Annotated in this window: 13 protein-coding genes; 5 read left to right on the plus strand and 8 right to left on the minus strand. The window is 67.7% G+C overall.

The window, feature by feature from the left end:
- Positions 1-2 precede the first annotated feature (2 nt).
- Positions 3-755: a DUF4191 domain-containing protein gene (locus FR943_RS17200; protein ID WP_217159361.1), complete on the plus strand. Its 753-nt coding sequence runs from the start codon at positions 3-5 to the stop codon at positions 753-755.
- Here the strand turns inward: FR943_RS17200 and FR943_RS17205 are convergent.
- Entirely contained in the window at positions 752-1,237 is a 486-nt protein-coding gene (locus tag FR943_RS17205) for an RDD family protein (protein ID WP_217159362.1), read from the minus strand. The genes FR943_RS17200 and FR943_RS17205 overlap by 4 nt on opposite strands.
- A 156-nt stretch (positions 1,238-1,393) precedes the next feature.
- Between FR943_RS17205 and glnA the strand changes: the two genes are divergently transcribed.
- The 4 genes from glnA to FR943_RS17225 all read left to right on the plus strand — a co-directional run bounded on the left by glnA (position 1,394) and on the right by FR943_RS17225 (position 4,347).
- Positions 1,394-2,830: a type I glutamate--ammonia ligase gene (gene glnA / locus FR943_RS17210; RefSeq protein ID WP_217159364.1), complete on the plus strand. Its 1,437-nt coding sequence runs from the start codon at positions 1,394-1,396 to the stop codon at positions 2,828-2,830.
- A gap of 198 nt (positions 2,831-3,028) precedes the next feature.
- Positions 3,029-3,355 (plus strand): darcynin family protein, encoded by a 327-nt coding sequence (locus FR943_RS17215; RefSeq protein ID WP_217159366.1) that lies wholly within the window; start codon positions 3,029-3,031, stop codon positions 3,353-3,355.
- 45 nt (positions 3,356-3,400) lie between these two features.
- The gene (dtd, locus tag FR943_RS17220; RefSeq protein ID WP_217159368.1) at positions 3,401-3,832 is read left to right on the plus strand and encodes a D-aminoacyl-tRNA deacylase; all 432 of its coding nucleotides are present in this window, start codon (positions 3,401-3,403) and stop codon (positions 3,830-3,832) included.
- A 32-nt stretch (positions 3,833-3,864) separates the two neighbouring features.
- Entirely contained in the window at positions 3,865-4,347 is a 483-nt protein-coding gene (locus FR943_RS17225) for a DoxX family protein (protein ID WP_217159370.1), read from the plus strand.
- On the opposite strand, the gene FR943_RS17230 is transcribed toward FR943_RS17225, so the two are convergent.
- The 7 genes from FR943_RS17230 to FR943_RS17260 all read right to left on the minus strand — a co-directional run bounded on the left by FR943_RS17230 (position 4,344) and on the right by FR943_RS17260 (position 14,950).
- The gene (locus tag FR943_RS17230) at positions 4,344-5,201 is read right to left on the minus strand and encodes a TIGR03619 family F420-dependent LLM class oxidoreductase (RefSeq protein WP_217159371.1); all 858 of its coding nucleotides are present in this window, start codon (positions 5,199-5,201) and stop codon (positions 4,344-4,346) included. The genes FR943_RS17225 and FR943_RS17230 overlap by 4 nt on opposite strands.
- Complete coding sequence (locus FR943_RS17235) at positions 5,198-5,827, minus strand: PaaI family thioesterase (RefSeq protein WP_217159373.1); 630 nt, start codon at positions 5,825-5,827, stop codon at positions 5,198-5,200. Before FR943_RS17235 ends, FR943_RS17230 begins: the two co-directional genes overlap by 4 nt.
- Before the next feature lie 36 nt (positions 5,828-5,863).
- Complete coding sequence (locus FR943_RS17240; RefSeq protein WP_217159375.1) at positions 5,864-8,881, minus strand: bifunctional [glutamine synthetase] adenylyltransferase/[glutamine synthetase]-adenylyl-L-tyrosine phosphorylase; 3,018 nt, start codon at positions 8,879-8,881, stop codon at positions 5,864-5,866.
- Between the two features lie 49 nt (positions 8,882-8,930).
- Positions 8,931-10,271: a glutamine synthetase family protein gene (locus FR943_RS17245; protein WP_217159377.1), complete on the minus strand. Its 1,341-nt coding sequence runs from the start codon at positions 10,269-10,271 to the stop codon at positions 8,931-8,933.
- A gap of 52 nt (positions 10,272-10,323) precedes the next feature.
- Complete coding sequence (locus FR943_RS17250) at positions 10,324-11,889, minus strand: alpha/beta hydrolase (protein ID WP_217159378.1); 1,566 nt, start codon at positions 11,887-11,889, stop codon at positions 10,324-10,326.
- A gap of 89 nt (positions 11,890-11,978) precedes the next feature.
- Positions 11,979-13,493, minus strand: a complete 1,515-nt coding sequence (locus tag FR943_RS17255) for an alpha/beta hydrolase (RefSeq protein ID WP_246585075.1) — start codon at positions 13,491-13,493, stop codon at positions 11,979-11,981.
- A 65-nt stretch (positions 13,494-13,558) separates the two neighbouring features.
- The gene (locus FR943_RS17260) at positions 13,559-14,950 is read right to left on the minus strand and encodes a WS/DGAT/MGAT family O-acyltransferase (RefSeq protein WP_217159383.1); all 1,392 of its coding nucleotides are present in this window, start codon (positions 14,948-14,950) and stop codon (positions 13,559-13,561) included.
- Positions 14,951-15,012: the final 62 nt, after the last annotated feature.

The raw sequence follows: 15,012 nt of genomic DNA on the forward strand, positions 1-15,012 counted from the left end.
TAATGGCGAAATCCCGCAATGCCGCGGAAACGAAGGCGGCAAAGGCCGAGGCGAAGGCTGCCCGTAAGGCGGCGGCCAAACAGCGGCGCAGTCAGTTGTGGCAGGCGTTCCAGATCCAGCGCAAAGAGGACAAGCGGCTGCTGCCGTACATGATCGGCGCGTTCGTGCTGATCGTGGCTGCCGCGGTGGTCGCCGGTGTGCTGATCGGCGGGTTCACCATGTACACGCTGATCCCGCTCGGCGTGGTGCTCGGCGCCTTGGTTGCGTTCATCATCTTCGGCCGCCGGGCCCAGAAGTCGGTGTATCTCAAGGCCGAAGGCCAGACCGGGGCGGCGGCCTGGGCGCTGGACAACTTGCGCGGCAAGTGGCGCGTCACCCCCGGCGTCGCGGCGACCGGCCATTTCGACGCCGTGCACCGGGTGATCGGCCGGCCCGGGGTGATCTTCGTCGGCGAGGGTGCACCCAACCGGGTCAAGCCGCTGCTCGCCCAGGAGAAGAAGCGCACCGCGCGGCTGGTCGGCGAAATCCCGATCTACGACATCGTGGTCGGCAACGGCGAGGGCGAGGTGCCACTGTCCAAGCTGGAACGCCACCTCAACAAGCTGCCGGCCAACATCACGGTCAAGCAGATGGACTCGATCGAGTCCCGGCTCGCCGCGCTGGGTACCAAGACCGGTGCGGCCGGCCTGCCGAAGGGGCCGATGCCGGCGGGCGCGAAGATGCGGGGCATGCAGCGCACCGCCCGGCGGCGCTAGCGTCGCAACACGGCGGTGAAGGTCAGCCGGTCGTGCAGGCCGCGCAGGTCACTGTCGGAAACCAGCGGCGGGATCACCAGTGCGATCAGCAGCACCCGCAGGAAGGCCCGCACGATGCCGATGCTGTTGCGGCCGTCGGCGGGAACCACCACCAGACCCACGGCGAGCTGTCCGGGAGTGAACGAGAACAGCCGCACCGCGACCGTACCCAGCACCATCCAGATCACCAGCACCGCCGTGGACAGCAACGGCATCGTCACCAGGCCCAGAGCCATCGCCAGCCCGGCCAGTCCGTAGGCCACCAGCCAGTCGATGCACAACGCTCCGAGCCGGCGGCCCATCCGGGCCAGCGAACCGGGGCCGGATTCGGGCAGGCCGAGGCGCTCGCCGGGGTATTTCCCCCGGTCGTCGGGCGCACCATCGCCGTCACCGGCGTCGAACGGTCCCGGTCCGGACAGCCAAGTTCCCATCGTGCGCGCCATAGGGCCAGAATAGGCGGGACCCGCCAGGTGGCCGTCGGTAGCTCAGGTCACAGGGAAACGCCATTGCGTAACTTCCGCGCAACATACGGTTGATGACTGCGCAACATCGTGTCCTTAGCGTCAACCCGCGGGTTACCAGTAAAGGAGAACACTTCAGTGGCAGAAAAGACGTCCGACGACATCTTCAAGCTGATCAAGGACGAAAACGTCGAGTACGTCGACATTCGCTTCTGCGATCTGCCCGGCGTCGTCCAGCACTTCTCGATCCCGGCGTCGGCGTTCGACGAGAGCGTCTTCGAAGACGGTCTCGCGTTCGACGGCTCGTCGGTGCGCGGCTTCCAGTCGATCCACGAATCGGACATGATGCTGCTGCCGGATCCCGACACCGCGCGCATCGACCCGTTCCGCGCCGCCAAGACGCTGAACCTGAACTTCTTCGTGCACGACCCGTTCACCCGTGAGGCCTACTCCCGCGACCCGCGCAACGTGGCCCGCAAGGCGGAGAACTACCTGGCCAGCACCGGAATCGCCGACACGTGTTTCTTCGGCGCCGAGGCCGAGTTCTACATCTTCGACTCGGTGAGCTTCGACTCGAAGATCAACGGCACCTTCTACGAGGTGGATTCGGAGTCGGGCTGGTGGAACACCGGTGAGCCCTTCGAGGCCGACGGCAGCGCCAACCGCGGTTACAAGGTCCGCCCCAAGGGGGGCTACTTCCCCGTCGCACCGTACGACCACTACGTCGACCTACGTGACGAGATGTCGACCAACCTGCAAAACGCCGGGTTCACGCTGGAGCGCGGCCACCACGAGGTGGGCACCGCCGGCCAGGCCGAGATCAACTACAAGTTCAACACCCTGCTGCATGCGGCCGACGATGTGCTGCTGTTCAAGTACATCATCAAGAACACCGCGTGGCAGAACGGCAAGACCGTCACCTTCATGCCCAAGCCGCTGTTCGGTGACAACGGCTCGGGTATGCACGCCCACCAGTCGCTGTGGAAGGACGGCAAGCCGCTGTTCCACGACGAGGCCGGCTACGCAGGCCTGTCCGACATCGCACGGCACTACATCGGCGGCATCCTGCACCACGCCCCATCGCTGCTGGCCTTCACCAACCCGACGGTGAACTCCTACAAGCGTCTGGTTCCCGGCTACGAGGCCCCGATCAACCTGGTGTACAGCCAGCGCAACCGCTCGGCCTGCGTGCGCATCCCGATCACCGGCAACAACCCCAAGGCCAAGCGCCTGGAGTTCCGCTGCCCGGACAGCTCGGGTAACCCGTACCTGGCGTTCGCGGCCATGTTGATGGCCGGCATCGACGGCATCAAGAAGAAGATCGAGCCGCTCGCCCCGGTCGACAAGGACCTCTACGAGCTGCCGCCGGACGAGGCCGCCAACATCCCGCAGGCCCCGACCTCGCTGGCCGCCGTGATCGACAAGCTCGAAGAGGATCACGAGTACCTCACCGAGGGCGGCGTGTTCACCGAGGACCTGATCGAGACCTGGATCTCCTACAAGCGGGAGAACGAGATCATGCCGATCCAGATCCGGCCTCACCCGTACGAGTTCTCGCTCTACTACGACGTGTAAGTCGGCACCGCCGACGCGACGTCCAAGTCGCTCAGACTGTGGCCCCCGGTTCTTGCCGGGGGCCACAGTTTTAGGCTAACCTAACCAACGCGAGCGCAATCGCTTGCGGTGCTGACAACCTCACAGGTCAACGGAGAGATTCGTTGGCCTTTTCGTTTCTCTCCGGTCGTATTCACAGATGAGAGAACGAGGTTCACAATGTTCACGGTTTTCATGTTGGTCAAGACCAATGCGGAATGGCTCGGATTCCCGGTGGCCAAACGCTTCGATGAACTGGCCCGGCACCTGCAACCGATACTCGATCGACACCCAGCAGTGAATTTCCGTTGGTACGACACGGAGTTCTACACCGCCAGGGTCACCGACCTCCTGCTCTGGGAGACCACCGATCCGCACGAGTACGAGCTTGCGGTCGAGGAACTCCGCGAAACACCACTGTGGGACCGCTATTTCACCATCGTCGAGATCCTCCCTGGCGTGGCGAACGCGTACGCGAACAACTACGGCAGATCCGCCCTCGGGTAGGCACCCGACCGGCGGCCCGCCCAGCGCCGAAAGCACAATGGACCGATGCGGGTTCTGGTGCAGCGGGTGACATCGGCCAATGTTGCGGTCGACGGCGAAATCGTGGGCGCGATCGAGCCGAACCCGCAGGGGCTGGTCGCCCTGGTCGGGGCGACCCATGACGATGACGCCGCCAAGGCCCGGCGGATGGCCGAAAAGCTCTGGCAGTTGCGGATTCTCGACGGTGAGAAGTCCGCGGCGGACGTTGGCGCACCCATCCTGGTGATCAGCCAGTTCACGTTGTACGCCAACACCGACAAGGGCAGGCGGCCGTCGTGGAACGCCGCGGCACCCGGCGTCGTCGCCGAACCGCTGGTGACCGAATTCGCCGACGCCCTCAAACAGTTGGGCGCAGTGGTGCAAACCGGAGTTTTCGGGGCGGACATGCAGGTGGAACTGGTGAATGACGGCCCTGTAACGGTCCTGCTGGAGCTGTGAGATTCCTGGGAGCCCCGGCGTATTCTCGGCCCATGACGACCAACCTGGATGCCCGACTTGCGAGCTACTCGTCACCGGTCCTGAGCGCGTTCCGCATCATTTTCGGTCTGTTGTTCACGCTGCACGGCAGCATGAAACTGTTCGGCTGGCCGCTGGGGGCTGCCATCCCGGTGGGAACCTGGCCGGGGTGGTGGGCAGGGCTCATCGAATTCGTCGCCGGCCTGCTGGTCCTCGTCGGATTGTTCACCCGTCCGGCAGCCTTCATCGCCGCGGGCGAGATGGCCGTCGCCTACTTCTGGATGCACTGGCCACCGCTGGAGGGGCCGGCCGCCGGCTTCTGGCCGTTCGACCAACAGTTGGGCGGCAACGGCGGTGAGTTGACGATCATGTACTGCTTCGCGTTCCTGCTGCTGGCGACGACCGGTGCCGGGGCGCTGTCGGTGGATGCGCGTCGACGGCCGACAGCACGCGCGACGGCAGAGCCGCGGCGGCGGTTCGGCCGGCTCGGGCGCTAATCCAGCGCCAGGTCTTTGCGGAACCGCTTCATCCCGTCGATCTTCTCGGCGAGTGGGGCGTCCGGACCGGAGTAGAACATCCACGGCATGGTGATGACGCCGGTGATACCGCTGGCTTGCGCACGGGCATAGTGCTCGGGGGTGAACGCGTCCGTCAGCGGCGTGATGACGGTGAAATCGTCCATCGTCAAACCTGTTTCGGTGCGCAGCTGACGTAGCCGCTCGACGCGCGCCACGGCGGCCTCGGTGGAGATCAGGTCGCCGATCCAGCCGTCGTGTCGCGCCGCGCGACGCAGCGCGATGTCCGACAGCCCGCCGACGTAGATCGGGATCGGCGGTGGGCTGGGCTCCATTTCCAAACGCGGGGTGGAATAGAACTCGCCGGAAAACTCGGTCCAGCCCGGCGCCCACAGCTGCTTCATCAGTTCGAGCATCTCGTCGGTTCGCCTGCCGCGTCGGGCGAACGACTGCCCGAGCAGCTCGAATTCCTCCTCGCACCAGCCGACACCGATGCCGAGCTCCAGCCGGCCACCGGCCAGATACGCCGCGGTACCAATGGCTTTCGCCGCCGAGTACGGGTCGCGCATCGCGGGAAGGTACACGGTGGTGACGAACTTCAGCCGGGTGGTGACCAGCGCCAGCGCGCCGATCATCACCCACGGGTCCGGCCAGTCGGTGAACGCTTCCCAGCGTCGGCTGCCGTCCTTGGTGTACGGATACGGCGTGGACAATGTCTCCAGGTTCACCACATGATCCGGGATGCCCATCCCGTCGTAGCCGAGATCATCTGCCGCGCGGGCTATTTCGACCGCATCGCGGGTGTCCATGAAGGCCGTGCTGACGTAGAACCTCATCCGGCGTCACGCGCCCACGCCGGGGTGATGAATACCCCTTCGGCCTCGACGGTGATCCCTTCGCCATCGCTGATATGGCCCCGCGCAAAGGTTTTGATGCCCTCGGTCCGGTCGACGTAGGCCTCGGCGCGCAACGCTCCCAGCGGTGTGCCGCGCCGGTACCGGCAGGTGATGGTGCCGGTGTAGCGCGGCTCGTGCAATGCGCCGCTGGCCACCTCGCCCAGAATGTGGTCGAGCACCAGCGCGCAGATCCCGCCGTGCACCCAGCCCAGCGGGCCCTCATAGGCGGCGCCGAGGGTGAATTCGCTGAAGCAGCGACCGTCGTCGGTGTGCTCGATCACCAGGGGCGGGGCCAGCGCGTTGCGCAGCCCGACGACGGGATTGGCCCACACCACCGGCCGCCGGGTGTCGGCGTGCACCATGGCGTGCGGTCCGTCGCGCTGTTCGCGGCGCAGCGATGCGGTGATCGCCTCGACCGCCGCGGTCGCCTCGGCAATGGTCTGCGGATCCACCTCGGTCCGCACGCCGGCGTCCACCAGTTCGCGCATCGCCTGGGCGAACGGTTCATAGAGAGCTTCGAGCCGGTCATGCTCAGCGGCGGAGATGACGTCGAACCGGTAGTCCATAGACGTACTTACTATCAGGTGCTTGGCCCGCCGCAGCTACTCACCGCCGAAAATCTTGCGGACCACACCCTTGGCGCGCCGGGTCACCCGCAGATAGTTGTCCAGGAACTCCCCGCCGTCGTCACTGCCCCACCCGGCCGCCAGCGCGACCGCGTTGAGCTGCCGACCCGGCCCGGGCAGCTGGTCGGTGGGCTTGCCGCGCACCAACACCAGGGCATTGCGCGCCCGCGTCGCGGTCAGCCAGGCCTCCCGCAGCAGCGCCACGTCGCCTTCGGCGACCAGTTCGGCCGCGCCGATCGCGTCCAAGGTCTGCAACGTCGACGTGTTGTGCAGCGCGGGCACGGTGTGTGCGTAGCGCAGCTGCAGCAGCTGCACGGTCCATTCGATGTCGGCCAGCCCGCCGCGGCCCAACTTGGTGTGGGTGTTCGGGTCGGCGCCGCGGGGCAGGCGCTCGGCATCCACGCGGGCCTTGATCCGGCGGATCTCCTGGACCGCCTCGGCGGACACCCCGCCGGCGGGATACCGGGTCTTGTCGATCATGAGCAGGAAGCGTTCACCGAGTTCCGGATCTCCGGCGACCCGGTGCGCGCGCAGCAGCGCCTGGATCTCCCACGGTTGTGCCCACTGCCCGTAGTACGTCGCGTAGGAGGCCAGCGTGCGCACCAGCGGCCCGTTACGCCCCTCGGGGCGTAACCCGGTGTCCACTTCCAGCGGCGGGTCCGCGCTCGGGGTGCCCAGCAGGGCCCGGATCTGTTCGGCGATGCTCACCGACCAGCGCACGGCCGCGGCGTCCTCGACGCCGGACGCCGGCTCGCAGACGAACATCACGTCGGCGTCGGAGCCGTAGCCCAGCTCTCCGCCACCGAGCCGGCCCATGCCGATCACCGCGATGCGGGCCGGCGCCCCGGATTCGGGAGTGTTGGCCCGGATGACCGCATTCAGTGCGGCCTGCAGCACCGCGACCCACACCGAGGTCAATGCCTTGCATACGTCGGTCACCTCGAGCAGGCCGAGTACGTCGGCCGAGGCGATGCGGGCCAGTTCCCGACGGCGCAGCGTGCGAGCGGCCGCGATACCCCGGACCGGGTCGGCGTGCCGACCGGCCGAGGCCACCAGGGAACGCGCCACGCTGTCGGGATCGCCGTCGAGCAGCTTCGGTCCGTTCGGTCCGTCGGCGTAGAGCTGGATCACCTCGGGGGCGCGCATCAGCAGTTCGGGGATGTAGGCGGAGGTGCCCAAGATCCGCATCAGCCGCTTGGCCACCGCGCCTTCGTCGCGCAGGGTCGACAGGTACCAGCGCTGCTCGGCGAGTTCGTCGCTGATCCGGCGATAGGCCAGTAGCCCGGCATCCGGATCGGGGGTGTCCGACAGCCAGTCCAGCAGCGTGGGCAACAGCACCTGTTGAACCCGGCCGCGGCGGCCGCTCTGCCCGGTGAGCGCGGCCAAGTGGGTCAGCGCGCTCTGTGGGCCCTCGTAACCCAGTGCGGCCAACTGACGTTCGGCGGCCTCGGTGCTCATCCCGGCGCCGATGCCCACCGCGGGCTGGCCCACCGACTCCAGCAGCGGCTGGTAGAAGAGTTTGGCGTGCAACCGCGATACCCGCATGCTCTGCCGTTTGAGCTCTTCGCGCAGCACACCCAGCGCGTCGTGGCGACCATCGGGACGGACGTGCGCGGCCCGGGCCAGCCAGCGGTAGGCCTCGTCGTCGTTCTCGTCGGGCAGCATGTGGGTGCGCTTGAGCCGCTGCAGTTGCAGCCGGTGTTCGAGCAGGCGCAGGAATTCGTAGGAGGCGGTCAGGTTGGCGGTGTCGTCGCGTCCGACGTAGCCGCCTTTCCCGAGGGCGGACAGCGCATCGACGGTGGAGGCCACGTGCAGCGAATCGTCGTTGCGGCCGTGCACCAATTGCAGGAGTTGGACCGCGAATTCGACATCGCGCAACCCGCCGGTGCCCAGTTTGAGCTCGCGGGCCCGCACCCCGGCCGGGACGAGCTCCTCGACGCGACGGCGCATGGCCTGCACCTCGGGAACGAAATCCTCACGCTCGCAAGCGGTCCACACCATGGGCATCAGGGCGTCGATGTAGGCCCGGCCCAGCTCGGGGTCCCCGGCGGCCGGCCTCGCCTTGAGCAGCGCTTGGAACTCCCAGGTTTTGGCCCAGCGCTCGTAGTAGGCGATGTGGGATTCCAAGGTGCGGACCAACTGTCCGCGCTTGCCTTCGGGCCGCAGCGCGGCGTCGACTTCGAAGAACGCGTCGGCGGCGAGCTGCATCATCTCGCCGGCCACCCGGGTGGCGGTGGCCAGGTTGTCGTCCCCGCCGTCGCCGTCCCCGGTGTCCACCAGCGGCTCGCCGACGAAGATGACGTCGACGTCGCTGACGTAATTCAGTTCGCGCGCACCGCATTTGCCCATGGCGATGACGGCCAGCCGGGGCTCGGGGCCGTCTTCACACACCACCCGGGTGGCCACGGTCAGCGCCGCGCCGAGTGCGGCGTCGGCCAGGTCGGACAGGTGGGCGGCCACCTCGACGAACGGCAGCACCGGCTCGTTCTCGACGGTGGACGCCACGTCGAGGGCGGCCAGCACCAACAACCGGTCACGGTAGAGATCTCGCAGCACGGGCACCGCACTGCTTATGCCGCGGTCGATCTCGGCGTCACGGGCAGCCGCGGTGAAGATGTCATGCAGCTGGGCGGCGTCGGGCAGTTCCACCGCGCCGGCCAGCAGCCGCCATGACTGGGGGTGGGCGATCAGGTGGTCGCCCAGGGCCAGTGAGGAGCCCAGGACGGCGAACAGGCGGCCCCGCAGCGCGCGGTCGGTCAGCAGCGCCCGGTTGAGCTCATCCCATCCGGCCCCGAGTTCGTCGGCCAACCGCACCATCGCCAACAGCGCGATGTCGGCGTCCGGTGCGCGCGACAGCGACCAAAGCAGCTCGACGTGTGCCTCGGTGTTCCAGCCGAGCCGGTCGAGTTCGGCGGCGGCCTGCGGTCCGACCAGACCGAGCCGACCGACGCTGGGCAGTTTCGGGCGATCGGTCGCAGGCCTGGGCACGTTCACGACGGTAGCGCACTCCCGCGGGAAACGATCGGCGCCCGGCGCCGGTGACTCAGAGCGACAGGTAGTTCTTCAACTCGTACGGCGTGACGTGGCTGCGGTAGTTCTCCCACTCCGCGCGTTTGTTGCGCAGGAAGTAGTCGAATACGTGCTCCCCCAACGCTTCCGCGACGAGCTCGGAGTTCTCCATGGATTCCAGCGCGTTGCCCAGGCTGGACGGCAGCTCGCGGTAGCCCATGGCGCGGCGTTCCTCCGACGTCAGGCTCCAGACGTTGTCCTCGGCCTGCGGCCCCAGCACGTAGCCCTTCTCGACGCCACGCAGCCCGGCGGCCAGCAGCACCGCGAAGGTCAGGTAAGGGTTGCAGGCCGAGTCGGGGCTGCGGACCTCTACGCGCCGCGACGACGCCTTGCGCGGGGTGTACATCGGCACCCGCACCAGCGCCGAACGGTTGGCCGCGCCCCACGAGGCCGCGGTGGGCGCTTCGCCGCCGTGCACGAGACGCTTGTAGGAGTTCACCCACTGGTTGGTGACCGCGCTGATCTCGCTGGCGTGTTCCAGGATTCCGGCGATGAAGGACTTGGCCACATCGGACAGCTGCAGTGGGTCGTCGGGGCTGTGGAAGGCGTTGGTGTCGCCCTCGAACAGGCTCATGTGGGTGTGCATGGCCGAGCCGGGGTGCTCGGCGAACGGCTTGGGCATGAACGAGGCCCGCACCCCGTCGGCCAGGGCGACTTCCTTGACCAGGTAGCGGAAGGTCATCACGTTGTCGGCCATCGACAGGGCGTCGGCGTAGCGCAGGTCGATCTCCTGCTGGCCGGGGGCACCCTCGTGGTGGCTGAACTCCACCGAGATGCCCATCTGCTCCAGGGCGTCGATGGCGTGGCGGCGGAAGTTGGGGGCGGCGTCGTGCACGGCTTGGTCGAAGTAGCCGCCGTTGTCGGCCGGGATCGGCGGGGTGCCATCGTCGGCACCGGGCTTGAGCAGGAAGAACTCGATCTCGGGGTGGACGTAGCAGGAGAAACCGAGGTCGCTGGCCTTGGCCAGTTGGCGACGCAGCACGTGCCGCGAATCAGCCCACGACGGCGAGCCGTCGGGCATGGTGATGTCGCAGAACATCCGCGCGGAGTAGTGCTTTCCGGCGCCGGTGGTCCAGGGCAGCACCTGGAAGGTGGACGGGTCGGGCCGGGCCACGGTGTCCGATTCCGAGACGCGGGCGAAACCCTCGATGGAGGATCCGTCGAACCCGATGCCCTCCTCGAAGGCGCCTTCTAGTTCGGCCGGGGCGATGGCCACCGATTTGAGGTATCCGAGCACGTCGGTGAACCACAACCGAACGAACCGGATATCGCGTTCCTCGAGGGTGCGCAGCACGAATTCCTTCTGGCGGTCCATGCCCGCAGCGTAGGCATCGGCTGTTAAATCTGTGTTACAGCGCTGACAAGAGTTAGCAGGAAAGGTCGCCCGGCGAGGTCTGGGTCAGGAAGAAATTGAGCACCGCGGTGTCGACGCAGGCGTCTCCGTTGAACACCACGGTGTGTTGCGTGCCCTCGAACGAGATCAGCGCCGCACCCATTTGCCGGGCCAGTTCCACGCCGGCCTGATACGGGGTCGCCGGGTCCCCGGTGGTGGACACCACCACGACCTTGCCCGGGCCCGGTCCGGTCACCGGGTGCGGTGCCGAGGTCGCCGGCACCGGCCACAGCGCGCACAGGTCGCGGGGTGCGTAGCCGGTGAACTCGCCGTAGGCCAGGAAGGGTGCCGCGGCGCGGTTGCGTCGATCGGCCTCGGCCCACACCGCCGGGTCGGTGGGAAACGGTGCGTCGACGCAGCGGATGGCGTTGAACGCGTCCTGCAGGGGCTGGTACTGCCCGGAATCGTCGCGGTGCCAATAGTCGTCGGCGAGCAGCAGCAGGTCACCGGCGTCGGTGCCGCGGGCCAGCCCGAGCAGGCCGCTGGTCAGGTAGGGCCAGTACCGGGCCGAGTACAGCGCGTTGCCGGTACCGGTGATGGCGTCGGCGTAGCTCAGCCCGCGCGGGTCCGACGTGACGGCCGGCGCGCTCACCAACGGGTCGATCAATTGGTGGTAGCGGCTGACGAATTGGGTGGGGTCCGCCCCGAGCGGGCAGTCCGCCGATTCCGCGCAGTCGGCGGCGTACGCGTCGAACGCCTTCTGAAATCCGGCCAGCTGGCGGGCGTTCTTGGTGATCGGATCCAGGCTCGGGTTCACCGCGCCGTCGAGCACCATGGTGCGCACCCGGTCGCCGAACTGCTCGGCGTAGGCGGCACCCAATTGGGTGCCGTAGGAGAAGCCCAGATAGTTGATCTGGTTCTCCCCCAACGCGGCCCGCACCGCATCCATGTCCCGCGCCGCCGAGGCGGTGCCGATGTTGGCCAGGAACGGCGCGCCCATGCGATCGAGGCACTGCTGCGCGAACTGGCGGTACACGTCCTCGATGTGGGCCACCCCGGCCGGGCTGTAATCCGTCAGCGATTCGCGCCGGTAGGCATCGATCTCGGCGTCGGTGCGGCAGCGCAACTGCGGGGTGGAATGCCCGACGCCGCGCGGGTCGAAGCCGACGAGATCGAAGTGATCGGTCAGTGGTGAGCCGGCCAGCGCCGCGCCCATCCCGGCCACGGTGTTGACCGCCGAGGCTCCGGGACCGCCGGGGTTGACGAACAGCGCACCGATCCGGTCACCGGTGGCCGGTATCCGGATGACGGCCAATTGTGCTTGTGCGCCTTGCGGGTTGGCCGGATCCCCCGCTGCGTCCCACTCGACGGGCACCGCGACGGTGCCACACTGCGCGGTCGGGATCGCCGCCGGATCTTGCACCCAGGAGGCGCAACTTCCCCATTCCAACGACGATTCCGGCCCCTGTTGCGGCGCGGCGTGGGCGACCGGTCCGGGAACCGGACCCGCCGCGGCAGTGATGCCCAGCAGTGCGGCCGCCAGAACCCGAGTCACTGCTCGCGTCCACGCAACACCGCCCGCCCACCGCACGGCTGCCATGTTCGCACGGCAGGCGGTGCTGGGTCTGCGCCCGAGTCCGAGCAGAAATGGGCCGGAGACCATCCGGTGACCTCCTCCGGTGGCGTCGGTCAGCAGCGGGTGCCTGCCGGCGGCACGGTCACGTCGAGGAGGTACGTCGCGGCGATGTCGTCGATGCACTTGTTGCCCTGGAACACCACGGTGTGCTGGGTGCCTTCGAAGGTGACCAGGGTGCCGCCGAGCTGCCGGGCCAGGTCCACGCCGGCCTGGTAGGGGGTGGCGGGGTCGTTGGTGGTCGAGACGATCAGGGTCGGGGGCAGCCCCTGCACCGAGATCTCGTGCGGCTTGCTGGTCGGCGGCACCGGCCAGAACGCGCAGGTTCCCAGCGGCGCGTTGCCGGTGAACTCGCCATAGCTCAGGAACGGGGCCACTTCACGGCTGCGCCGATCCTCTTCGACCACGGTGGCCCGGTCGGTGATGGCCGGCTTGTCCACACAGTTGACCGCCACCCGCGCGTCGGTGGAATTGTTGTAGTGGCCCTGGGCATCTCGGCCCATGTAGAGATCGGCCAGCGCCAGCATGACCTCGCCGTTGCCCTTCTTGAGGCCGTTGAGCCCCTCGGTCAGGTGCCGCCACAGGTTCGGCGAGTACAGCGGCAGAATGGTGCCCACGGTGGCGTCGCTGTAGCTCAGCCCGCGGCCGTCCCGGGTTTTGGCCGGGTGCTCCACCAGCGGGTCGATCAGGCTCTTGTAGACCTCGACGGCCTTGGCCGGGTCGGTACCCAGCGGGCAGTCCGGATTCGTGGCGCAGTCGGCGGCATAGTCGTCGAACGCCTTCTGGAACGCCGCGGCCTGGCGGATGTTCTCCTCCACCGGATCGGCATTGGGATCGACGGCGCCGTCGAGGATCATCGCCCGCACCTTCTGCGGGAACTTCTCGGCGTAGGTCGCACCGATGCGGGTGCCGTAGGAGTAACCGAGGTAGGTCAGCTTGTCGTCACCGAGGGCGGCCCGGATCGCGTCGAGGTCCTTGGCGACGTTTTCGGTGCCGACGTTCTCCAGGAACTCGGTGCCCATCTTGTCGACGCAGCGCTGGACGAACTTCTTGGTCTCGTTCTCCAGGTGCTCGACGCCTTCCGGGGTGTATTCGACGGTGGGGTCGGCACGCAGCCGGTCGTTGTCGTCGTCGGAGTTGCACCACACCGCCGGGGCCGAGGAGCCGACGCCGCGCGGGTCGAAGCCGACGATGTCGAATCGGTCCTTGACCGTCTGCGGCAGGCTCGACAGCAGCGAGACGGCGGATTCCACGCCGGATTCGCCGGGGCCGCCGGGGTTGATCACCAGCGAGCCGATCTTCTGGCCCGCGGCCGGGAAGCGGATCATCGCCAGACGCGCCACGTCGCCGTCGGGCTTGTCGTAGTCCACCGGCACCGACAGCAAACCGCACTCGGCACCCTCGGGGATCTGCGCGTGGTCACCCGAGCCGGCTTTGCACGGCAGCCATTGCACCGGGGTGCCGGGCCGCGGCACCGCGATTTGGGCCTGCCCGTCGACCACCTGGGTACAGCCCGCTGCCGCCAGTGCCGTCACGGCCAGCAGCACGCCGAACCTGATCCTGAACTTCATGGCTGACCATGCTGCCATGACACGACATCGTCGCAGGCTGCGGCCGGTCATGCGACGCGCCGACGCTATCGGGTAGCGGCCAGCAGTTCCTCGAGTGCGACGTGGAAATCGTCGGCCATATCCCACAGGTCAGGCAGCAATTCCGGGCAGGACACGATGCCGACGTCGAGCATGCCGGTCAGCGACATCACAGTGATGTTGAGCCCCGATCCGTGGAAGATCGGGCCGAGCGGGTACATCGCCTTGACCTCGCAGCCGAGCAGGTACAGCGGCACCTGCGGGCCGGGCACGTTGGAGATGACCAGGTTGTGCACAGGTTTGGCGCCGGACAGCCGACTTGCCGCGTACACCCGCATCGCGGTACCGAACACCGCCGGGGCGGCGAACTGGGTCCAGTCCTGCAGCAGGGTGGCGCCGATCGCGGAACTGTGTTGTTTGGCAACCGAATTCGAGGCGGCGATGGCACGCAGCCGCTCGGCCGGATCGGTGATCTGGGTTTCCAGCTTGGTGAACATCCCCGACACCTGATTGCGGCCGGGCCGGTCGGACCGGTCGTGCACCGACACCGGCACCATCGCCACCAGTGAGCTCTCCGGCAGTTCCCCGCGGTCCTCCAGAAAAGTCCGCAGCACCCCCGACACCAGCGCCATCACCACGTCGTTGACCTTCACGTCGAAGTGATTTTTGACGGTCTTGATGTCCTCGAGGTCCAGTTGCGCGAACGCCACGTTGCGACCACCGGTGATGTTGGTGTTGAACGCAGTTTTCGGCGCGTTGAACGGTGCGGCCATCGCCTGCCCGCTGACGGCCCGGCGGACGGTGTCGATCACCGTGGTCGCCGTGGTGGGCAGCACCTTGGCCAGCTTGAGCGGGCGCGCGGCGAACCGCACCGCGCCGCTGAGCGCGATCTCGGCGGCCGACGCCCCGCCCACCCCGTCGACCGGGTCGGGCGGCGGCGCGTCGGCCACGGTGGTGCACAGCTGCGACATCAGGTTGGCGCCGGTCACCCCGTCCACGCCGGAGTGGTGCACCTTGGTCAGCAGCGCCAGCCGGCCGCCGGAGTGGGCGTTGGTGCCCGCCACGTTCTCGATCACCCACATCTCCCACAGCGGCCTGGACCGGTCCAGGGACAGTGAGGCGATGTGGCCGCAGATCTCGGACAGCTCGGTGCGCCCGCCCGGACCGGGCAGACCGATTCGGTGCAGATGCCGGTTGACGTCAAAGTCCTTGTCTTCCACCCACACCGGGTGGTCGACGTTGAATCGGGTGTCGGCCAGTTTTTCGCGGAACTGCGGCATCGCCTTGATGGACAACGACAATGCGTCGCGCAACCGGTCGAAGGTGTAACCGCCCGGCATGGTCGAGGTGTCCAGCTCCAGCACCGAGCACACGTGCATCGGTTGCGCGGGGGTTTCCAGGTACAGGAAGCTGGCGTCGAGTCCGCTGAGCCGTTGCATGCCGCTGATGTTAGGGCCAGGTTCTGCGACTGTGAGGAAATCCACTCGAACGTCGCTTTTAC

Origin of the sequence: [Mycobacterium] fortunisiensis (assembly GCF_019050325.1) — a bacterium.
Classification (GTDB): Bacteria; Actinomycetota; Actinomycetes; order Mycobacteriales; family Mycobacteriaceae; genus Mycobacterium; species Mycobacterium fortunisiensis.